At 36.2% G+C, this 22962-nt stretch carries 17 protein-coding genes and 1 other annotated feature; of the genes, 2 read left to right on the forward strand and 15 right to left on the reverse strand.

The features are described from left to right. Window positions 1–60: 60 nt before the first annotated feature. Entirely contained in the window at window positions 61–474 is a 414-nt protein-coding gene (rpsL, locus tag J7E16_RS08520; protein ID WP_034546948.1) for a 30S ribosomal protein S12, read from the reverse strand. A 342-nt stretch (window positions 475–816) separates the two neighbouring features. Here rpsL and J7E16_RS08525 point away from each other — a divergent pair, with 342 nt between their 5' ends. Continuing rightward, the gene (locus tag J7E16_RS08525) at window positions 817–1572 is read left to right on the forward strand and encodes a prepilin peptidase (protein WP_214890844.1); all 756 of its coding nucleotides are present in this window, start codon (window positions 817–819) and stop codon (window positions 1570–1572) included. Between the two features lie 73 nt (window positions 1573–1645). Here J7E16_RS08525 and J7E16_RS08530 read toward each other — a convergent pair whose 3' ends face one another. The 4 genes from J7E16_RS08530 to ptcA form a co-directional block, all read right to left on the reverse strand. Further along, window positions 1646–3079, reverse strand: coding sequence for an NAD-dependent succinate-semialdehyde dehydrogenase (locus J7E16_RS08530; RefSeq protein WP_214890882.1), 1434 nt, complete (start codon window positions 3077–3079; stop codon window positions 1646–1648). A 329-nt stretch (window positions 3080–3408) separates the two neighbouring features. Further along, on the reverse strand, window positions 3409–4509 hold the full coding sequence (aguA, locus tag J7E16_RS08535) for an agmatine deiminase (RefSeq protein WP_214890845.1): 1101 nt from the start codon (window positions 4507–4509) through the stop codon (window positions 3409–3411). Further along, window positions 4490–5866: an APC family permease gene (locus J7E16_RS08540; protein WP_034549004.1), complete on the reverse strand. Its 1377-nt coding sequence runs from the start codon at window positions 5864–5866 to the stop codon at window positions 4490–4492. The genes aguA and J7E16_RS08540 overlap by 20 nt, the downstream gene beginning before the upstream one ends. A 125-nt stretch (window positions 5867–5991) precedes the next feature. Continuing rightward, window positions 5992–7038 carry a putrescine carbamoyltransferase gene (gene ptcA / locus J7E16_RS08545; protein ID WP_214890846.1) on the reverse strand — a complete coding sequence of 349 codons (1047 nt, stop codon included), beginning with the start codon at window positions 7036–7038 and terminating at the stop codon, window positions 5992–5994. Window positions 7039–7370: 332 nt separating this feature from the next. Here ptcA and J7E16_RS08550 point away from each other — a divergent pair, with 332 nt between their 5' ends. Then, the gene (locus J7E16_RS08550) at window positions 7371–8441 is read left to right on the forward strand and encodes a helix-turn-helix domain-containing protein (RefSeq protein WP_251006130.1); all 1071 of its coding nucleotides are present in this window, start codon (window positions 7371–7373) and stop codon (window positions 8439–8441) included. A gap of 321 nt (window positions 8442–8762) precedes the next feature. Here the strand turns inward: J7E16_RS08550 and J7E16_RS11590 are convergent, their stop codons facing one another. The 10 genes from J7E16_RS11590 to J7E16_RS08600 form a co-directional block, all read right to left on the reverse strand. Further along, window positions 8763–9827 carry a diguanylate cyclase gene (locus J7E16_RS11590; RefSeq protein WP_214890848.1) on the reverse strand — a complete coding sequence of 355 codons (1065 nt, stop codon included), beginning with the start codon at window positions 9825–9827 and terminating at the stop codon, window positions 8763–8765. 355 nt (window positions 9828–10182) lie between these two features. Continuing rightward, complete coding sequence (gene rpoC / locus J7E16_RS08560) at window positions 10183–13803, reverse strand: DNA-directed RNA polymerase subunit beta' (RefSeq protein WP_214890850.1); 3621 nt, start codon at window positions 13801–13803, stop codon at window positions 10183–10185. A gap of 225 nt (window positions 13804–14028) precedes the next feature. Continuing rightward, on the reverse strand, window positions 14029–17595 hold the full coding sequence (gene rpoB / locus J7E16_RS08565; protein ID WP_214890852.1) for a DNA-directed RNA polymerase subunit beta: 3567 nt from the start codon (window positions 17593–17595) through the stop codon (window positions 14029–14031). A gap of 272 nt (window positions 17596–17867) precedes the next feature. After that, window positions 17868–18482, reverse strand: a complete 615-nt coding sequence (locus tag J7E16_RS08570) for a class I SAM-dependent methyltransferase (RefSeq protein WP_214890854.1) — start codon at window positions 18480–18482, stop codon at window positions 17868–17870. A 123-nt stretch (window positions 18483–18605) separates the two neighbouring features. Beyond that, a complete protein-coding gene (rplL, locus tag J7E16_RS08575; RefSeq protein ID WP_034546966.1) occupies window positions 18606–18968 on the reverse strand; it encodes a 50S ribosomal protein L7/L12 in 363 nt (120 codons plus the stop codon). Between the two features lie 71 nt (window positions 18969–19039). Continuing rightward, window positions 19040–19540 (reverse strand): 50S ribosomal protein L10, encoded by a 501-nt coding sequence (gene rplJ / locus J7E16_RS08580; protein WP_214890856.1) that lies wholly within the window; start codon window positions 19538–19540, stop codon window positions 19040–19042. Window positions 19541–19598: 58 nt separating this feature from the next. After that, window positions 19599–19727 (reverse strand) — a sequence feature (ribosomal protein L10 leader region). A gap of 48 nt (window positions 19728–19775) precedes the next feature. Then, window positions 19776–20468: a 50S ribosomal protein L1 gene (gene rplA / locus J7E16_RS08585; protein WP_034546969.1), complete on the reverse strand. Its 693-nt coding sequence runs from the start codon at window positions 20466–20468 to the stop codon at window positions 19776–19778. Window positions 20469–20564: 96 nt separating this feature from the next. After that, on the reverse strand, window positions 20565–20990 hold the full coding sequence (gene rplK, locus J7E16_RS08590; RefSeq protein WP_035050863.1) for a 50S ribosomal protein L11: 426 nt from the start codon (window positions 20988–20990) through the stop codon (window positions 20565–20567). A 121-nt stretch (window positions 20991–21111) separates the two neighbouring features. Beyond that, the gene (locus tag J7E16_RS08595) at window positions 21112–21615 is read right to left on the reverse strand and encodes a hypothetical protein (protein ID WP_214890858.1); all 504 of its coding nucleotides are present in this window, start codon (window positions 21613–21615) and stop codon (window positions 21112–21114) included. A 213-nt stretch (window positions 21616–21828) separates the two neighbouring features. Beyond that, the gene (locus J7E16_RS08600) at window positions 21829–22725 is read right to left on the reverse strand and encodes a glycine betaine ABC transporter substrate-binding protein (protein WP_251006131.1); all 897 of its coding nucleotides are present in this window, start codon (window positions 22723–22725) and stop codon (window positions 21829–21831) included. Window positions 22726–22962 lie beyond the last annotated feature (237 nt).

Genomic DNA, 22962 nt, shown 5'->3' on the forward strand with positions numbered 1-22962 from the left:
CCTCCTTTCGATAATAGTTATCTTTTTAGAATCATTTTTTATTTTATTTAAGCCTTAAGCTTATTTTTTAGGTCTTTTAGTACCATATTTAGAACGGCTTTGTTTACGATCTGCAACACCGGCAGTATCAAGCGCTCCACGAACGATGTGGTAACGAACTCCGGGTAGATCCTTCACTCGTCCTCCACGTAAAAGAACCACACTATGTTCTTGCAAGTTGTGACCTTCACCTGGGATATAAGCAGTTACTTCAATTAAGTTAGACAAACGAACACGTGCATATTTACGTAACGCTGAGTTAGGTTTTTTAGGAGTCATAGTCCCTACACGAGTACAAACACCACGTTTTTGAGGTGAGTTTACTGTTGTTTGTTTTTTTCTTTTACTGTTGTAACCTCTGTTTAAAGCTGGAGATTCAGATTTTTCTATTTTTGATTTACGAGGTTTACGTACTAATTGATTAATAGTAGGCATCGATTGTTTCCTCCTTCCCTATGTTATTATTCTAGTCCACACATCCAGGCGGTTCTTTTAACAGCAAAAAAATAAGTGCTGCGAAATTGCAACCAACCGTTTCAGTATAGTTTTAAGGCCAATGCACCAGTCAGCACGACTGATAGACAGGAATCTGCGTACAAAAGCACCTTTTGAATCATAACATGGTCTAATATTATTGTCAACAAGTTGCGTTGAAATTGCCAAAAGTTTTTTTATTTTTTTGCACTCCCAACAGTATACTCCTCCTTTCTAATTTTTTAAAGCTTTCTTTGCTAAATGGCATATATTTAACATAAGAAGTTTGATTGAGGTGAAAAAATGCAGACAGGTATTTTATTTTTACTTATTTGGTTTACAGGATGTTGCTTCGGCTCTTTTTTAATGGTGATCGGCTTAAGAGTACCGATTCATCAATCTATTGTTTTCCCACGTTCTCATTGTCCAAATTGTCATAGCACGTTGCATTTCTTTGAATTGATTCCTATTTTATCTTACCTTATCCAAAGAGGGCACTGTCGACATTGCCTACAGCAGATTTCTATTTTACATCCCCTAACTGAAGTTTTGACCGGATCTATCTTTTTATATACCTTTTCTACTTATTTGTTTTTTCCAAAAGAAGGTTTATTTATTACCGGTCTCTTTTCTTTTAGTCTTATTTTTATCATTTCTGATCTTTACTACCAACTCTTGCCTGATCGTTTAATGGTTTTCTTTTTTCTGTGGGTTTTTTTAGGTCGATTGGTGATCCATCCTCATCCTTTTAATTTTTATTTGTTTAGCGGAATTGGGTTCTTCAGTTTTTTTTATCTTCTATATCAGTTCTCATCTACTTCGATAGGCGGTGGAGACGTAAAATTATTAGGCATCATCGGGATGCTGCTTGGTTATGATTTGACTTTGATCGCGATCATGATTGCTTGTTTGTCTGCCCTTCTAGTTAATTTTCCATTGGTGCTCAGTAAAAAAAACAACTATGGAAACTTTATTCCATTCGCTCCTTTTATATTTTTCGGAAGCTTTTCAGCTTATTTCTTACAAGATATTTTTAATACTTGGTTTATCATGAGCTGATAAACTGATATACAAAAAAAAAGAGGAGAACATTGGCGCATGCCAGCTCCTCCTCTCTTTGGATAACGCTCTATCAATCCAGATATTTAGTATGAACAAATTTAACTTCTAAAAATTCTTGTACTCCGTAAACGCCATTTTCGCGACCAACACCTGAATGTTTTACCCCGCCAAACGGTGCTTCAGAAGTAGAGATTGACGTGTTGTTGATCCCAACCAACCCATATTCTAAAGCCTCACTGACTTTTTCAGCCCGCTTCAAGTCCGTCGTAAAGAAATAAGAAGCTAGACCGAATATACTATCATTTGCCATTTTGATGACCGCATCCTCTTCTTCAAAATCAATCAAAGGAATGACCGGACCAAATGTTTCTTCATAAAAAATAGCCATCTCGTTTGTAACGTTGTCTAAAATAGTAGGCGCATAGAAGTACCCGTCAGCATATTCCCCCTCAGTTAATCTTTCACCTCCTGCGAGTACTTTAGCTCCTTTCTCTTTTGCATCATCTACTTGAGCTTGGATAGATTCGATTGCATCTTCATTGATAAGCGGTCCAGCCATCACATCTTTTAACCCATTGCCGACTGTGACTTTACTAACGGCTGCCGTTAATTTTTGAATAAATTCTTTTTTTATTGCCTTATTTACAAAAATACGGTTAGGAGAGGTGCACGCCTGCCCATTATTTCTAAACTTCATTGCCACGAGTCCTTCGACTGCTTCATCAATATCGGCATCAGCAAATACAATAAAAGGGGCATGGCCTCCTAACTCAAGAGAAATTTTCTTTATTGTTTGAGCAGATTGTTCAAACAATATTTTTCCTATCTCTGTTGAGCCTGTAAAAGTTAATTTTCGAACATCATTGCTATCGGTCATAGTTTTTCCGATTTTACTTGATGGTCCCATAACTAGATTGGCTACTCCAGCCGGCAAACCCACTTCATGGAAAATTTCAAAAATCGCAATAGCTGATAACGGTGTGCTGCTTGCCGGTTTTAGGACCACTGTACAACCAGCTGCAATAGCTGGAGCAATTTTACGGATGATCATGTTTGACGGGAAGTTCCAAGGTGTTATAGCTGCTACAACGCCAATCGGTTGCTTTTTGACTTCATATTTATGATTATTAGGAGCTGGAATAGTTTCCCCATAAATACGTCTTGCCTCTTCGGCATTCCAATGTAGATTTTGAATATTGATCAGAATTTCTGTTTTAGCTTCTTTTAAAGGTTTTCCTTGTTCTAAAGTCATGATCAAAGCCAATTGATCTGCTTTTTCTTCAATTTTATCTGCAATAGCATGGATGAGTTTTACACGCTCAACTAATTCCATACCTTTCCATTTTGGAAAAGCTTCTTTAGCTGATTGGATTGCTTTAAGTGTTTCTATTTCTCCACCTTGGGAAACTTTAATCAATTCTTCTCTGGTCGCTGGATTGTTGACCGCCTTTTTTTCTAAAGATCCTTCTATCCATTGTCCATTGATATAAAGTTTCGTTTGCATTTCCGGTAATTCTTCTCGTGTTTTCACCACTAAAATCACTCCTTCAATTTTTGATTTTGCCACTTTCTGTTATTACCTTACCATATCCTATATAATTCCTATACTCTTTGCCCTTTCTCTTTTGTTTTAAAAAAGCAAAAAAAAAAAAGAGAGACTAGGACATAAATCCAAGCCTCACTGCCTATCCAACTATTGATTATAAATGTATTTCTAAAAGTAGCTTTTTTGGTGTAAAGTGAATCTTTAATTGAATATTAGTAACAAGTATAAACCATTAAAAATAGATTTTTATCTACGTTGAATTTGATAAGGCTTTTTTTATTAATGATTCACTTTTTACTTGCACTAGGTTGTTGTTGAGTGATGCAGTGAATATTGCCTCCTCCTAAAAGAATTTCTCTTGCAAAAATCCCGATTACTTTATGGTATGGGAATACATTTTGAAGTGTTTCAATAGCCTTCTTATCTTTTGGATCGTTAAATTGCGGAATGAGAACACCGCCATTAGCAATATAAAAATTAGCATACGAAGCTGCTAAACGATCTCCTTCTTCACGTGGGAGCGTACCATTAACAGCATCTACTCCTTCACTTTCTTCTTTCGTGATCAAGACGTTAGCTGGCAAATCTAATTTAATAATTTCTAACTTTCTTTTTTTAGCATCCACTGCTTGACTTAAAATTGAATAGGCTTCTTGACAAATCTTATACTGAGGATCTTTTTGATCCTCTGTCCAAGCTAAAACCACTTTTCCTGGGGCCACATAATGAAGGATATTGTCTACATGACCATTTGTTTCATCATTATAGATACCATGGGGAATCCAAATAATCTTCTCTACATTTAAATTTTCTTTCAACTTTTCTTCGATTTCCTCTTTTGATAGTGTGGAATTGCGGCCTTCACTCAATAAGCATTCTTCAGTGACGATCAATGTTCCTTCCCCATCCACATGGATGGATCCACCTTCTAAAATAAAGTCATCTAGTCGGTAACAATCTAATCTTTCTATATCACACATTTTTCCTGCTATCTGATCATCTTTATCCCATGGGAAGTAAAGTCCATCTACTAAACCGCCCCAAGAATTGAAAGTCCAGTCAATGCCTCGAACGTCTTTTCCATTTATTACAAAAGTTGCTCCCACATCACGCATCCAAGAATCATTATTCGACATTTCAATAACACGAATTTGTGCAGGTAACATATTTCTAGCATTCTCATATTGTTCATTGCTTACACACATAGTTACCGGTTCGAACTCACTAATTGCAATAGCTACTTTCGTAAAAACTTTTTGAGCCGGTTTTCCACCTAGTCTCCAATTATCTGGTCTTTCAGGCCAAATCATCCAACACCCATCATGCTTCTCGAATTCCCCTGGCATTCTATACCCATCTGCTTTTGGACTAGTCTTTAATTTTTTCATAATTAATCCCTTCTTCCTCTATACTTAAGTAACCAATTCTCTTCACTTTGATAATGAGTTCGCCAATTAATATGAAAACAACAGCTCCTATCGTAATTGGCAAAGTTGCTTTTAGAGTACTTGAACTGCTATCCATTGGAACAGCTATAAAAACAAGCGCAATAATTATTAACGACATTGGAACATAGGCTAGCAGCCTTAAAAACACTTTATTGCCAGCCACTTTAAACGGTCTCTCCATTTTTGGATCTATCTTACGTAATTTCAGAAATGCTGGAAATACTGGTACGTATGCTAATAAGAACATTACTAAATTAAGTGCAAAGAAACTCCAAAACAGGTCTTCATTAGGAATAAAAGGTGCGATAATAACAACAAACGAAGCAACAAGCCCGTTCATCATAGGCGCTCCAAAGGGTATACCATTTTTTCTTCTTTTCTTAAATACACTGGGCATATCTCCGTTATCTGCTGCGTATGCTGCTACACTGTTCACACCCATAGACCAAGAAATCATATTTCCAAAAAGTGTTAGCAAAAATAAAATAGTCATAACCGAAATGAAAATTCCTGTTGGGTTACCCGTTAGGAGTTGAAGACTTTCAATCAATCCACTACTAGTGCTAATTTCTGCTGTTGGAATGGCTACACCAATACCAAATGCTGAGAATATATAAATTGCTGCTATTACTAATCCACCTATAATAATAGCTTGCGGTATTTGTTTTTTAGGATTTTCCATATCGTCAGCCATAGTAGTAATAACCTCGAACCCCAAAAAATTAAAGAGAATAACCGAAACAAAAGATAAGCTTTTGACATCAAACGATGGCAATAAAGATTGTACTGTATATTCATTGGCGACTCCATGCGTTATTGCTCCGTAAATACCAAGTACCCCAACTATTAAAGCCAGAAATACTTTAATCACTGCTGCACTATTCAAAATCCAGACGCTATCACTGACTGGAAAAAAAGCGATCAATGTAACGATCCAAATAAATATTAATTCAATTATAATACCTACAATTGTACTAACTTCCCATCCACTGATTAGGGAAATCATTTCTGGGAAAATAACAGCTAAAGAGGCCATCCATAATGGGAAATTAATCCAATAATACCAAGATACCCGAGCCCCCATTCTCGCACCAAATGCCTTCCTTACCCAATCATACAAACCACCTTCTCCGTTATATGTTGTTCCTAATTCAGAAGCAATCAACCCATACGGTACCAAAAAACCAATCATTAAGAATATCCACCAAAAATATTGAGAATTTCCAATAGCCGCAACTGGAGCTGCAGCTTCTGCAACAAATACCACACAAATTACAGACAAAACGGCATCTATCATTCTAAATTTTTTCTTACCTTCAGGTTTAGTCAAAAGAAACACCCCTCTTTTTCATTATAAGAACTACTCATGCCTACTGTAGATTAAAGATAGCCATGAGTGAGCCCCAGCGAATCTTACTAGTTTTATCTTTGATACAAAAAGTCTAAATCAAGATCTTTAAGCAGTTCATCTAATTCTTCTTTTGTTTCTACTTTTTTTGCTGCGTCAAAATTCTGTTGCTTTCCAAATTTCCCCATCAAGTAAACTAAAAGTCCCCTCATAGCAGTTAAACGGTTCCCAGCTTCTTCAAAAGCAATTGAATAGTCAGAATCTAAAACCTCATCTGTTACCTCTTCTCCTCTTGAAGCTGGCAAACAATGCATAAATTTTGCATGAGAAGCTGCTTTTTTCATCATTTCATCCTTAACTTGGTATTTAGGATAAAAAATAGTCATTCGTTCTTCTTCTGAAAGCTCAGCATCATATAAACCATACCAAACATCAGTATAAACGAAATCTGCATCTTTCATTGCTTCATCTTCGTCTTCCGTTAACTTAAATGTTCCACCGGATAATTTGCAATTTTCATTTGCCAATTGTTGGAGCTGTTCATTCAATTGGAATTTTTTCGGGCCATATTGAATAAAATTCATGCCTAATTTAGTCGTGATCATCATCAAAGATGTACATACTTGAGTAGCGTCTCCAACAAATACAACCTTGCAGTCTTCTATTTTCTTTCCTGCTGGTAGAAACTCAACCATTGTACAGATGTCCCCCATTTCTTGAGTAGGATGATTATAATCAGACATTCCATTGATTACAGGAATCGTTGCATTATTTGCTAAATCATAAACACTTTGGTGTCGGTCTACCCGTGCCATTAAAATATCGACTAATTTAGAAAGAACTACACTAGTATCCTCAATTGTTTCATGTCCACCTAATTGAATTTGGCCAGGTGCTAGGTATTGTGCATGTCCACCAAGTTGTTCCATAGCTGTTTCAAAAGAGACTCTTGTCCGGGTAGATGATTGCTGAAAAATCATACCCAATGTTTTATTTTTTAATAATTGCGGATAATATCCTGCTTTGATCGCTTGTTTAATTTTAAGAGATAAATGAATGATATCCATCAACTCTTCTTTTGTATAATCTTCTGTTGTAATAAAATCTTTTATATATGTCATCTTTTTCTCCTCCTGTATAATAATATTAGTCCATTGAAAACCCTTTCAATTCGACGTCCTTAATTTAACACGCGCGTTCAAAGTTGATAATCTATCTAAAGGTAGATTATCAACTAAACTAATAGTCTTTTACTGAACTAGCAAGTTATGAGTTTTTCTTGTTAACACAAGAGAAACTAGACTAAACTTTTCTAAACTCACTTAAATTTTTCTTTTTTTCTTCCTTTTAATACTAAGGTAAGTTCCCCCCGAATCATTGAAAATGTTAAAGATTACTTGTATACTTAAAATAAATTTCAGTACAGTTATCCTATAAACAGAGGAGTTTTATCATGAAAGAACTCATTTTTTTGTACAATATTCTGTTAATTATTTTGTATTCTGTTTCTTTGACCTCTATTTCTGCTATTTATATCAAAACTAAAAAACCTGTCTATTTGTATATTATTATTATGTTTTTACTCTTTATATTTGATAATACTATTATTTATATGACTGAGTTTTTGAGTGGTTTTGGTAATTCTTACAACCTACAATTTATGGACGTTCCTGCATTTAAAACTATTATTGTCTTAGGTACTGCTTTCTCATACTATCTAATTAATTACTATATTTTACAGCTGAAAACAAATTACATAGACTACATCATTCTAATTATTTATACTATATATTTATTATTTATACCGATGATGAATGATAGTGCGTTGAAAGTTTGGCTTTATTATTTACCTGCTCAACTTTATCTAGCTTATCTTGCAAGTGCAGGATTGTATCATCTTAAAAAACAACCTAATTTATATAAGGATTCTTTTTTCAGTCGTTATACAAAGCTCCTTAGAATTTCTTTATGGTTCTCTTTGTTCATTTTGATTGAGGATACAATTGTTATTTTTAATTTTGATATCTATTCCACCTTGTTATTAAAAATAAACAACCGAAATATTGGAGAGGATATTCTAAGCATTATATATAGTGTTGCTGCTATAAAACATACCATTAAATATCTAAATAATAGTTCACTTGACTTAGAAATAAAACTAACTTCTCCAATTCTTAGTGAAGATACTGTGCTATCTGAAAATTCCTGTACATCCGCTATCTCAAATATTCATAATAATCTTGTAACTGTTCTTGATGAAGAAGAATTTGAACAAGGCTACGATACTTTTGACTCTTTTTGTCAAACTTACCATCTAACTACAAGAGAACAGGATATTTTTCGTGAAATTTTATCTGATAAAAGCAATGATGAAATCAGTGCTATTTTATTTATCTCTATCGGAACAGTAAAAACTCACATGCATAATATTTATCAAAAAGTTCATGTAAATAAACGTACTCATCTATTACATGTTTATCATACCTATAAAGAAGAACCAGCAATAACTAATGTAAAATCATAAAATAGATCAAATATTTATGATTCAGATATATAGGGTCTATAATTTTTAGTATCAATAGATTAATCTAACCACTCACTTAAAATTTCTGACGGGATAGGAGTTGCTTGTAGCCTAAAATGAAGCACTGTGGGCAAATAACGCCCAAGTGTATCATGTTTGTAAGCTGCTAAAGCAGCAACAACCATGACAACTTTTCTTTTAGGCTTCAGGCGTTTCCATGGCTCTTCACAAGCAAATCCGTTATTCCAGAAGAAATTTCTTTCAGAACACCAATACTTTTTCCAAACAATCTATGTATATAACAAAAAAGAAGAATCCTATTTATAGGATTCTTCTTTTAATTAGAAACTGAATCAATAACTTGTGAATAAGAACAAACTTTATTTCTACCACTTTTTTTGCTGCATACAGAGCTTGGTCAGCATGGTTATAAAGTTGGTCGATTTCTATTGTTGTATCATTATAAGTTGTAATACCTATAGAAATTGTAACATGAATCGTTATGGTTCCATTCTTTACAGCAAAAAAAGAATTTTCTACTACTTTTCTTAAGGAATCTGCTTTTTCATATGCTTCTTTATGGTTACAATCGTTGAGCAACACCGAAAATTCTTCTCCACCATTTCTAGAAATAATATCCTTAGGATCTTGACTCATTTTTAAAATTGCTGCTAATTTTTTCAATACTAGATCGCCTTCTAAGTGGCCATAAGTATCATTCACTTGTTTAAAATGTTCAATATCTAAGATCATGATAGAAATACTCTCATTCGATTTTTCAAGTTTACTTTTTGCTTTGTTAAACGCTAAGTCAAAACTACGAACATTATTTAAGCCTGTCAATGGATCGGTAAAGGCATACTTATTGTTTCTTTTAAATATAAGCTCTGTCTCATTCAAGTAATCCATCATATAAACAGCGATGAGTCCTCCTAAGATACAAATGATCCAGTAGGTTGATATTAAAAGTATATTAAGACTCTCACCTGCTGAAAGAATAACGGTCAATACCGTATAAACAATATTACTCAAAGTAAGCATAACTATAATGGAGACCCACCGATTTTTAATTTTTTTAAAGCAAAAACAGAAAATTACCCAGGAAGCAAGGATAAAAATAATATTATAAAATGAATAAGTGCTTACACCCATCATAAACCGAATAAGAATAATTAAAGTAGCCGTGATAAAAGTTGATAACCAATTTCCATAAAGAATGACTAACATGAAGGGGATAATTCGAAGATCGATTATGGAATTCGTGCTGGTTTCAATATTAAAACGCATCAAAACAGCAGCTAAAAGGCCACCTAATAAACCACTTATAATTGCTGTACTTACAGTTTGTATTTCGAAAGAACTCTTTTTCACGAGTTCTTTATACACAAATAATGCTGCAATCAAAACGCATAGATTCAGAAAAAAAACCATTATAAAACGATAACATATTGATTCTCTCCCTTCCGTTCTTTTATTTACTCTTTATAAATAAAACCTTATATTCATCCTGATTATACTACAGTTATTTAACTGTAATGATTAATTCGACAAAATGTAGAAAAGTATACATATTTACTTGAACACCTTAATTATTTAAATGACTATTAAACAAAAATAATTCTATTAAATTTTCAGATACCTTGCCACAACAACAAAAAAAGAAGGGTCTGTCCATCAGTTTCCTGATGAGCAGACCCTTCTTTTTTATTCTCAGCTGATTATGTTTCAGCCTCTTTTGTTGTTATTTAGGTTCGATTTGGTCGTTGATGCTGTAAACATTTTCGCTCACAACGCCAACGCCTTTAGGTTTCATTTTACGGTATTTAGCCATTCCGGTACCAGCTGGAATAACTTTACCAATGATAACATTTTCTTTCAATCCTAATAACGGATCACGTTTTCCACGAATAGCAGCATCGGTTAAGACACGTGTTGTTTCTTGGAATGACGCAGCAGATAAGAAACTATTTGTTTCAAGGGAAGCTTTTGTAATTCCAAGCAATACAGGACGAGCTGTTGCAGGGATTCCGCCAGCTACCAATGTAGCAATGTTTTTATCTGTGTAGTCATGGATATCAATTAATGTACCTGGTAAAATATCTGTTTCACCTGGATCCATTACGCGTACTTTACGCAACATTTGACGAACCATAACTTCGATATGTTTGTCGCCGATTTCTACTCCTTGCATACGGTATACTTTTTGTACTTCGCGTAGCAAGTAGTTCTCAACAGCAAGCACATCACGAACACGTAATAATTCTTTAGGGTCAATTGAACCTTGGTCTAATGCTTCACCACGGTGAATAATATCTCCTTCTTCAACATTCATACGTGCAGAAAATGGTACTTGGTAAGAACGAGTATCTGTTTCTCCCTTGATCGTAACTTCTTTAGTTCGAGCTGCTGGATTTTCATCGATCGATACGATCGTCCCAGTAACTTCAGTTATTACAGCTTGACCTTTAGGGTGACGAGCTTCAAAAATTTCTTGGATACGAGGAAGCCCTTGAGTAATATCGGCTCCGGCCACTCCACCTGTATGGAACGTACGCATTGTTAATTGGGTACCAGGTTCTCCAATTGATTGAGCGGCAATTGTTCCAACTGCTTCTCCAACTTCAACTTCAGAACCGGTTGCTAAGTTACGGCCATAACAATGTTTACATACACCATGTTTAGTATTACATGTAAATACGGAACGAATCGTAATTTCTTCGATCCCAACAGCTATTATTTCTCTGGCAATGTCTTCAGTAATGATTTGGTTTTCACCAATAATAACTGTTCCATCTTCAGGGTTAAAGACTGTTTTACGAGTGTACCGTCCTAATAGGCGCTCCTCAAGAGGTTCAATAACTTCATTTCCTTCTTTGATTGCACGGATAACTAATCCACGGTCAGAACCACAGTCTGTTTCACGAATGATAACATCTTGTGCAACGTCAACTAAACGACGAGTCAAGTAACCTGAGTCAGCTGTTTTCAAAGCTGTATCGGTCATCCCTTTACGAGCTCCATGGGTAGAGATAAACATTTCTAAAACAGACAAACCTTCACGGAAATTAGACGTAACCGGCAATTCCATGATTTGACCATTCGGTGCAGCCATCAATCCACGCATACCAGCAAGCTGAGTAAAGTTGGAAATATTACCACGGGCACCAGAGTCACTCATCATAAAGATCGGATTAAGGTCATTCAAACTTTCCATTAAGCGGACTTGAATGTTATCTTTTGTTTTGTTCCAGATATCAATAACACGTTCATAACGTTCTTCATCCGTAATCAAACCACGACGGAATTGTTTCGTTACTTTTTCAACTTGTTCATGAGCATTATCTAGAATTTCTTGTTTTTCTTCTAATACTACGATATCGGCAATCCCAACTGTAATACCAGCTTTTGTAGAATATTTGTATCCTAGATCTTTCATTCTGTCTAGCATTTTAGACGTTTCAGTAATTTTGAATCGTTTAAATACTTCAGCAATGATGTTTCCAAGATTTTTCTTCTTGAATGGTTTGATCAATTCTTGAGCTTGAATGTGTTCAAGAATGTTTATACCACCCTCAACAAAATAGCTGTCTGGAGTTTGCACTTCCAAGTTGCTTTGTGTTGGTTCATTCATATAAGGAAATTCAGCTGGCATAATATCGTTAAAAATCAATTTACCAACCGTCGTGATCATTACTTTATCTTTTTGCCATTCAGTGAATGGTTTATCTGGAATGTCAGTTGGTTTGATTGCGATTCTAGAGTGTAAATGAACGTAACCGCTTTGGTAAGCAAGCATCGCTTCATTCAAACTACTAAATTGCATTCCTTCGCCTTCGCGCCCTTTTTCTTCCATAGTTAGGTAATAGTTCCCTAAGACCATATCTTGAGAAGGTGTTACAACTGGTTTACCATCTTTTGGATTTAAAATGTTTTGAGCAGCTAACATCAACATACGAGCTTCAGCTTGTGCTTCATCACTTAATGGTACATGGACAGCCATTTGGTCACCATCGAAATCGGCATTGTACGCTTCACATACTAATGGGTGAAGACGGATAGCTTTACCTTCAACAAGAATAGGTTCAAACGCTTGGATCCCTAGTCTGTGTAACGTTGGTGCCCGGTTCAATAGAACTGGATGTTCACGGATAACTTCTTCTAAAACTGGCCAGATAGCATCATCTTGACGATCGATTTTACGTTTAGCATTTTTAATATTGCTTGCAATATCGCGTGAAACTAATTCTTTCATTACAAAAGGTTTGAACAATTCGATAGCCATTTCTTTCGGTAAGCCGCATTGGTACATTTTCAAGAAAGGTCCAACAACGATAACGGAACGTCCTGAGTAATCGACACGTTTACCTAACAAGTTTTGACGGAAACGTCCTTGTTTCCCTTTAAGCATATGTGACAATGATTTTAATGGGCGGTTACCTGGTCCAGTAACTGGACGACCACGACGACCATTATCGATCAAAGCATCAACAGCTTCTTGCAACATACGTTTTTCATTTTGCACGATAATATTAGGTGCATTTAAATCTAATAAACGTTTCAAACGATTGTTACGGTTGATAACACGACGGTACAAATCATTTAAATCACTTGTAGCAAAACGTCCACCTTCTAATTGAACCATTGGACGAATTTCTGGCGGGATGATCGGAATAACATCCATTACCATCCATGATGGGTGGTTTCCAGAATTACGGAATGCTTCTAAGATGTCTAAACGACGAATAGCACGTGTCCGCTTTTGACCTGTAGTTGTTTTTAAAATTTCTTTTAATTCTTCAACTTCTTGATCCAATTTAACATCATTTAAGAGTTGTTTGACCGCTTCTGCTCCCATTTCAGCTTGGAAATCATTGCCGTATTGTTGGCGTTTTTCACGGTATTCTCTTTCAGTTAATAATTGTTTCTTTTCTAGTGAAGTACTACCTGGTTCGATGACCACATAAGAAGCAAAGTAAATGATTTCTTCAAGAGCACGTGGACTCATATCTAATACAAGACCCATACGACTTGGAATACCTTTAAAGTACCAAATATGAGAAACAGGTGCTGCTAATTCAATATGACCCATACGTTCACGACGAACTTTTGAGCGTGTAACTTCTACTCCACAACGGTCACAAACAATTCCTTTATAACGGATACGTTTGTATTTTCCACAAGCACATTCCCAGTCTTTAGAAGGTCCAAAAATACGTTCACAGAACAAACCATCACGTTCAGGTTTTAAAGTACGGTAGTTAATGGTTTCTGGTTTTTTCACTTCACCATATGACCAACTACGGATTTTATCTGGAGAAGCCAAACCAATTTGCATGCTTTCAAAATTATTAACGTCTATCAAGGGGCTAACCTCCCTTTATTTTGTTGAGCTGCCCTACCTGCTCTATTTTTTTATTTATAGATAGTGGTGTCTATCTTTCGTTCAAATTCGTCTATCACATGGAATCTTTTACTTTTACTTTTAAGAAACAGCAACATTTTTTCATAGCTGTAACACCTTTAAAGGAATCCTCGAAAAACTGCTTAAGTATGTTTCAACTTAAGAGCCATTCGAGTTCTGCCTATATTAGTCTTCTTTTGATCTTTCTTGTTCAGCTGCTTCAGCGCGAATTTTTTCTTGCTCTTCAGCGTATTTGTTTAATGCATCTGGATTCACAATGTCATCATCGTCATCCATATCGCGTAATTCAATCAATTCATCATTTTCGTTTAACACTTTCATGTCTAAACCTAATGATTGCAATTCTTTTACTAATACGCGGAATGATTCTGGAACACCTGGTTTTGGAATTTTTTCGCCTTTAACAATTGCTTCATAAGTTTTCACACGACCAACAACATCATCGGATTTGTAAGTTAAGATTTCTTGTAACGTATAAGCTGCCCCATATGCTTCAAGAGCCCAAACTTCCATTTCTCCAAAACGTTGTCCACCGAATTGAGCTTTACCACCCAATGGTTGTTGTGTAACTAATGAGTAAGGTCCGGTTGAACGAGCATGTAACTTATCATCAACCATGTGGGCCAATTTGATCATGTACATGACACCAACAGAAATGCGGTTGTCGAAAGGTTCTCCTGTGCGTCCATCGTATAATACGGTCTTAGCATCAGCAGCCATTCCAGCTTCTTTAACAGTATCCCATACATCTTCATCTGACGCTCCATCAAATACCGGTGTTGCAATATGGATGCCTAATTGACGAGCAGCCATCCCAATATGCAATTCTAATACTTGTCCAATATTCATACGTGATGGTACCCCTAATGGGTTCAACATAACGTCAACTGGCGTTCCGTCAGGCATAAATGGCATATCTTCTTCTGGCATGATCAAAGAGACAACCCCTTTGTTACCATGACGTCCGGCCATTTTATCCCCTTCGTTGATTTTACGTTTTTGAACAATATACACACGTGCTAACATATTTACACCTGGTGATAATTCATCTCCAGCTTCGCGTGTAAAGATCTTAACATCATGAACTGTTCCGCCACCACCATGTGGTACACGAAGAGAAGTATCTCTGACTTCACGAGCTTTTTCACCAAAAATAGCATGTAATAGACGTTCTTCAGCGGATAATTCTGTTACCCCTTTAGGAGTCACTTTACCAACTAGTAAGTCGCCATCTTTGACTTCAGCACCAATGCGAATAATTCCCATTTCGTCTAAATCTTTCAAAGCGTCGTCTCCAACATTTGGAAGTTCACGAGTGATTTCTTCAGGCCCAAGTTTTGTATCACGTGCTTCTGATTCAAATTCTTCAATATGAATAGAAGTGTATACATCATCTTTGACTAGACGTTCGCTCATGATAATAGCATCTTCATAGTTGTACCCTTCCCATGTCATGAAGGCTACTAATGGGTTTTGGCCTAATGCCATTTCCCCATTTTCCATAGAAGAACCATCTGCTAAGATCTCACCTTTGTCAACACGGTCGCCTTTTTCTACGATTGGGCGTTGGTTGTAGCAAGTACCTGAATTTGAACGACGGAATTTTGTTAACGCGTATTTGTTCAAAGCGCCGTTTTCTTGACGTACACGGATTTGATCTGCGTCTACATATTCAACAATACCATCATTTTTACAAATCATTGCAGCTCCAGAATCTCGAGCAGCTACGTGTTCCATGCCGGTTCCGACAAGCGGACCTTCAGGATGGATCAATGGAACAGCTTGACGTTGCATATTTGCTCCCATAAGGGCACGGTTACTATCATCATTTTCCAAGAAAGGAATACAAGCTGTTGCAACTGCGACTACTTGTTTAGGAGAAACATCCATATAGTCAACACGACTAATAGGGACTTCTAAGTTTTCTTCCACATAACGAGCAAGCACGATATCACTTGCAAATGTGCCATCTTCATTTAACGGAGCATTTGCTTGAGCAACAACATAGTTATCTTCTTCATCAGCAGTTAGGTAATCGATATGATCCGTAACAAGACCTGTTTCGCGGTTGACCCGACGATAAGGTGTTTCAATGAAGCCAAATTTATTTACTTTAGCGTAGCTTGATAGACTATTGATCAATCCAATATTTGGACCTTCTGGTGTTTCGATCGGACACATACGGCCATAATGGGAATAATGCACATCTCGAACTTCATATCCAGCACGGTCTCTAGTTAAACCACCAGGTCCTAATGCAGATAGACGTCGTTTATGAGTCAATTCACCTAATGGATTTGTTTGGTCCATGAATTGTGACAATTGAGATGAACCAAAAAATTCTTTGATGGATGCCACGACTGGACGAATATTGATCAATTGTTGTGGTGTTACTGTAGCCATATCTTGAATAGACATACGTTCACGAACCACACGCTCCATACGAGACAAACCAATACGGAATTGATTTTGCAACAATTCACCCACTGAACGAATACGACGGTTTCCTAAGTGGTCAATATCGTCTACGTTACCGATACCTTCTTGTAAGTTAAAGAAATAACTCATAGAAGCTAATATATCAGCTGGTGTTGCATTTTTAGTTTCATCTGCGATTATTTTATTCCCAAGCATATTTATAACGCGTTCTGGGTCTCTTTGAGAAAAGACCTTTACAGATTGTAATTCTACAGGTTCTGGAACGACGCTGTCTTCTGATGGGTAATAAGTCACGCTGTTTAAACCATCATTTAAATAAGGTGTTAATTTATCAATTTGATCGCGGTCTAAGAACGTACCTGATTCAACAATAATTTCTCCCGTTTCAGGATCAACTAAAGTTTCAGCTAAGGTTTGATTGAACAATCGAGTTGCTAAGTTTAATTTTTTATTCACTTTATAACGACCAACATTTGCTAAGTCGTAACGTTTTGGATCAAAAAAGCGAGCTGTCAACAAGCTTCTTGAGCTGTCAGCTGTTTTGGGTTCACCTGGACGAAGACGTTCATAAACATCTTTCAAGGCTTCTTCTGTACGAGAATCACTAGCATTCTTGTGCAAATCTTTTTCCATTGTTAAACGAAGACTTTCGTTGTCTCCAAAGATTTCAAAAATTTGATCATCAGATCCAAATCCTAATGCACGAACCAATACAGTTAATGGTATTTTACGTGTACGGTCAATACGAACATAAGAAAGGTCTTTTGCATCAGTTTCGAATTCAAGCCATGCTCCACGGTTTGGGATAAGTGTTGAGCCAAATCCTTCTTTACCATTTTTATCTAATTTACCATGGAAATAAACACCTGGAGAACGGACTAGTTGAGAAACGATTACTCGTTCTGCTCCGTTGATAACAAATGTACCCATTTCTGTCATTAATGGGAAATCGCCAAAGAATACTTCTTGTTCTTTAACTTCTCCACTTTCTTTGTTAATTAAACGTAACTTAACATAAATTGGAGCTGAATAGTTTGCATCATGTGAGCGAGCTTCTTCAACGGTGTATTTAGGTTCTTGTAACTGGTAATCAGTAAATTCTAATGATAAATTTCCAGCAAAGTCATCAATTGGAGAAATATCTTTAAACATTTCACGCAATCCTTCATCTAAGAACCACTGGTAAGAATTAGTTTGAATTTCAATTAAATTTGGAAGTTCTAAAACCTCGTGGATACGTGAAAAACTTCTGCGTGTACGGTGCTTACCGTAATTTATTAAATGGCCTGCCAACCTATTCACCCCTCAAACTGTTTTTAGTGCGATCATTTTAAGCAAATCGTTATATTTCATTCCTGTTACTTTTGTTAAAAATGAATAACAAGCTGAATATTTACCTATTTTTTGACAAAAAAAAACCAAAAGATTCGTGAACTTTTAAAAAAAATCCATTTTCTTTTGTTTTCTTCTTTAAAAATCTACTCTGGACAATATTTCAGAACAAATTTCCTTCTTTAAGACACACTATATGCATTAGATAATTTTACAGCATGCTCCTACTTAAGTCAAGCATTTTTCGCTTTAAAGCTTTGAATGATCCAATATCCTTTATCTTTAACGATTACTTGAGCATTGCCGAAAGTTTCTTCCATTTTCGCTTTCGCACTTGGTGCACCTTGTTTTTTTTGAATAACGATTGTTAATGTTCCGCCATTTTTAAGAAGATCAAAAGCGCCCGTTAAAATACCATGCACCACGTTTTTTCCAGCACGAATAGGAGGATTGCTGACAATTGCCGCAAACTCTTTACCTTCAACCGATTCATAAATATCTGAAGTGTGGATCAATACATTTGATAATCGATTATTGGATGCATTCTGCTTAGCTAATCCCAATGCTCGTTCATTAATATCGACCATTTCTACTTTGCGTTCCGAATCTTCTTTCGCTAATGCTAATCCCATCGGACCATAGCCGCATCCAACATCTAATATATCTCCCGGGATCATTTCTGAAAAATCAAGCGTTTCAATCAATAAACGAGAACCAAAATCAACTGTTTTTTTGGAAAACACTCCTGCGTCAGTAACAAATTTAAATTCACGTCCACGTAAAGTATATGTCCAAGCAGCTGTTTCACTCACGGCATTTGGATTATTAGTAAAATAATGATCTGACATACTAGTTCCTCCTTGATTTAGTTCATTTTTTTATAACTCACTTTTATTTTAAACAATTTCAATAAAGATAAAAAAGACACGCAGCGAACTGCGTGTCTTTTTCAAAAGCTTAGTAGAGTTAAATTATTTAACTTCTACAGATGCTCCAGCTGCTTCTAAAGCTTCTTTCAATGCTTCAGCATCTTCTTTAGAAATGTTTTCTTTGATTGCTGTTGGTGCTCCGTCAACTAATCCTTTAGCTTCTTTCAAGCCAAGGCCTGTAGCTTCACGTACAGCTTTGATAACTTTAATTTTTGCGTCTCCAGCAGAAGTTAATTCTACTGTAAATTCAGTTTGTTCAACTGCTTCTGCTGCTGCTCCAGCTGCTGCTACAGGAGCTGCTGCTGTTACACCAAATTCTTCTTCGATTGCTTTTACTAAGTCGTTTAATTCTAAAATCGTTGATTCTTTCAAGTCAGCAACGATTTGTTCAATGTTTAATGCCATTGTTGGTTTCCTCCATTATTGGTTAGTTTTTTTGTTTCAACTTACTTTTTCTTCAAAAAAAGAATGCTTTCTTAGGCTACTTCTTCTTTTGATTCTGCAACTGCTTTGATAGCAAGTGCAGTATTGCGAACTGGTGCTTGAAGTACAGATAGCAACATTGACAACAAACCTTCGCGGTCTGGTAGTCTTGCAAGAGAATTCATTTCTTCAGCTGAAGAAACACGTCCTTCAATTACGCCACCTTTGATTTCTAATGCTGCTGCTGTTTTAGCAAATTCAGCGATAATTTTTGCAGGTGCTACAACGTCATCATTACTAAACGCAACTGCTGTAGGTCCTTTGAAAACATCGTCCATTCCTTGTAAACCTGCTGCTTCTGCTGCACGGCTTAATACTGAATTTTTGATAACTTTCATTTGGATTCCTGCATCACGTAATTGCTTACGTAAATTAGTCACTTCTTCAACAGTTAATCCACGGTAGTCTACTACAACTACTGAAGCTGCTTCTTTAAATTTAGTTGATGCTAAATCAACTAGTTCTTGTTTTTTTGCGATTGCTGCTTGACTCATTAATTTTTCACCTCCTAATCGATTGGCTAGAATTTTTTGTCTTAAGAACGATAAAGCTCAATAAATACAAAAAACTCTATGTCACCTTAGACATAGAGGGATAATTATATGTTTTCACATATTCATCCTCGGTAGGGAATTAAGGCATCAAGCCACCTACTGTCTTCGGTAATATTTCTTAACCTAGACGATTTTAACAATTTCAATCGTCTAGGTCAAGACTTTTACTAGTTATTTATTTAAACGTTCCTGCATCAACTTTAACACCAGGTCCAAAAGTAGTGGTTACTGTAATGTTTTTGATGTATTCGCCTTTTGCAGTTGAAGGTTTAACTCTCAATATTGTATCATTGATTGTTTTGAAGTTTTCAACTAATTTAGCATTGTCAAATGATACTTTACCGATTGGAGCATGAACATTCCCTGCTTTGTCAACACGGTAAGTTACTTTACCAGCTTTAATTTCATTGATAGCTTTAGTAACATCCATTGTAACAGTACCTGTTTTAGGGTTAGGCATTAGGCCTTTAGGTCCTAAGACACGTCCAAGACGACCAACTTCAGCCATCATATCTGGTGTTGCTACAACAACGTCGAAATCAAACCATCCGCCATTGATTTTTTGAACTAATTCAGCTTCTCCTACATAATCTGCTCCTGCAGCTTCAGCTTCTTTAGCTTTTTCACCTTTAGCAAATACTAATACTTTTTGAGTTTTCCCTGTTCCGTTTGGAAGAACAACTGCTCCACGAATTTGTTGATCAGCTTTCTTAGGGTCAACGCCAAGTCTATAAGCAACTTCTACAGTTGCGTCAAATTTAGCATAATCAACATCTTTAACTAATGCTACAGCTTCTTCTAAAGAATAAGCTTTTAAAACATCAACTTTTTCAGCTGCTGCTGAATATTGTTTACTTTTTTTAGCCATAATTTTTTCCTCCTTGATTGTGGTTATAACGGTTTTACCTCCCACTTATTCCTTATGCAATTAAGCATAAGGGATACTGAGAAGCGGAATACAGAATTAACCTTCTACAGTGAATCCCATGCTTCTTGCAGTACCTTCGATCATTAACATAGCAGAATCAACATCTGATGCATTTAAATCAGCCATTTTTGTTTCTGCAATTTCTCTAACTTGGTCGCGAGTTACTTTTGCAACTTTTTTAGTGTTTGGTTCACCAGAACCAGATTCAACACCAGCAGCTTTTTTAAGTAAAACAGCAGCAGGTGGAGTTTTTGTGATAAATGTAAATGAACGATCTTCATATACAGAAATAACAACGGGAGTGATTAATCCGTTTTGATCAGCAGTACGAGCGTTGAATTCTTTACAGAATCCCATAATGTTGATTTGTGCTTGCCCTAAAGCTGGACCTACCGGTGGAGCTGGAGTTGCTTTCCCTGCAGGAATTTGTAATTTAACTAACTTAACTACTTTTTTAGCCACGAAACATACCTCCTTGATTGAGTCCGTGATGTGGTTAATGGGGTTAATATTTCCCCTCCCACATTTGACACATACGTAAAACGTACCAGAAAACTATACCACTCAAAAATCTGTTTTGCAACTATTTTCTGAACTTATTTATTTTTTTCATTTGAGAACGATAAACAGTTGTTTCCTTTTCTATATCTAGTGCCGCGTCTGATTTATCTTCAATCAAATCTGGAGCACCCTTTTTCTTTTTCTTCTTAGTACGAGAATAGATACTATAGATGATTCCCATAATAAGAGCATATATAGAAAAAATGACAATAAATCCCCACAGACCCATTACGGCATCCGCAAATTCCATATTGCCTCGATTCGTGATTGCCTGCTGGATCTCAATGGCAAAAACCAGCACCGTCAGCATCGTAAAAGTAAAGATAAACGAAAGAATCGTTGCACTAAATTTCCATTTTTCGATGATCTTAAATACAACGTAAACAACTAAGAAGAGAATCATGCCAATCGTGCCGATAATCCAAAAATGCAAATCTTTATCCGTCATACTCGACCCAAATATTCGATTAAGAACGTCATGGATCTCATTTACAATAGTTGCGAGCAATAGGATAAGTTCTTTCATTACTATTCACCTGCTCATTTTATTTTATTATATTATAGCTTTAGTGTCTAATTACCTCTAGTCTAGTTTCATGACTGGCCTATTTCAAAACGGATTTATAACATAGAGAATCAGACTGTAAATAAAAGCATCAAGTCATATGCCTAGCCGCATTGCTTTCGATGAAGAAAAAGCCAGACCGCTTTATTAAACAGACCTGACCTTGCTGTTCTCTTATTCTTTTAGTTCTAAATCTTCAATAGAATCAATATCCATATAGGCCGGAACAACAAATCCCGTTCTTGTCCCTATTAAGTTTTCACCCAGATCAACAATCTTATCTTTATTTTTTTCATAAAAAGAAGCATGTGTTGTTGGTAGCCATGGTGAAAGAGATGCATCTGCTTCTCCGTTCGCAATCGCCTCAAATAAAAATGCAGGATCAATATCTGTCAGTGTCACTTCATAACCTTGTTGCTCTAATACGTTTTTCATCACTGTACTAGAAGCTTTTTCGGTACCCCACTGTGTCGACACAATTTCAATTTCTTCTCCATCCACTTGTTCAGTACCCTCTAACCATATATCCACTTGTTCTTGATTTGCTTCTACCCAATTCGTCGATGCTTCTTCAAAAGAACTGCCTTGCGCTTCAAGCATTACAGCTTCCATGTCTGCTACTTCCCAATGAAAAGTATCAAGAATTTGATAGGCATCAGGATTTTCCTCTTCGAATCCCAATCTTGCAATAGTATGGATGCTCTCGACCTCACCCATTGTTCCTTTTGGATCTTCCAAATATTTTAAATCATATTCTGAAAACATCCAGTGCGGGGTCCATCCTGTTACAACTATAGGTTCTTCATTTTCGATTGCTTGGTCTAGCATCGTCAACATACCTCCAGTTGAACTTTCCTCAAGTTCCCAACCTGCCAAGTTTTCATACTCATCTACCGTTTGATGGGCTAAGTCAGTTACTCCCGCTCCAGGTTCAATACCTGTAATAGTGTAGTTCAGCTGCTCGCTTATACTCTCATTCGACCCATTTTCTGTCGCTTCACCATTGCCACACCCTGTTAAAATTAACGCAGCAGATACTCCAAAAGCCATTCCAACAAATTTCATGTTCATATTTTTTCCTCCATATATAAAAAAGCATTCCACTTTTTTTATTCGGCTAATTTTTAGTCCTTGTTCAACTCTGATTTCCGATAACCAAATATACAGCAAGCATGCTGCCGTTTTCCAGAAATCAGTTAACCTCCAGATCAAAAAAACCGATTTCCCGCTAACTTGTTTATATTATTATGTTGAAGCCTCCTCTTTCGAGAGTATGTTATCGCTTTTTTAATAGCCGCTAACAAGCTT

This window comes from Carnobacterium sp. ISL-102, from assembly GCF_018612935.1.
Taxonomy (GTDB): Bacteria; Bacillota; Bacilli; order Lactobacillales; family Carnobacteriaceae; genus Carnobacterium_B; species Carnobacterium_B alterfunditum.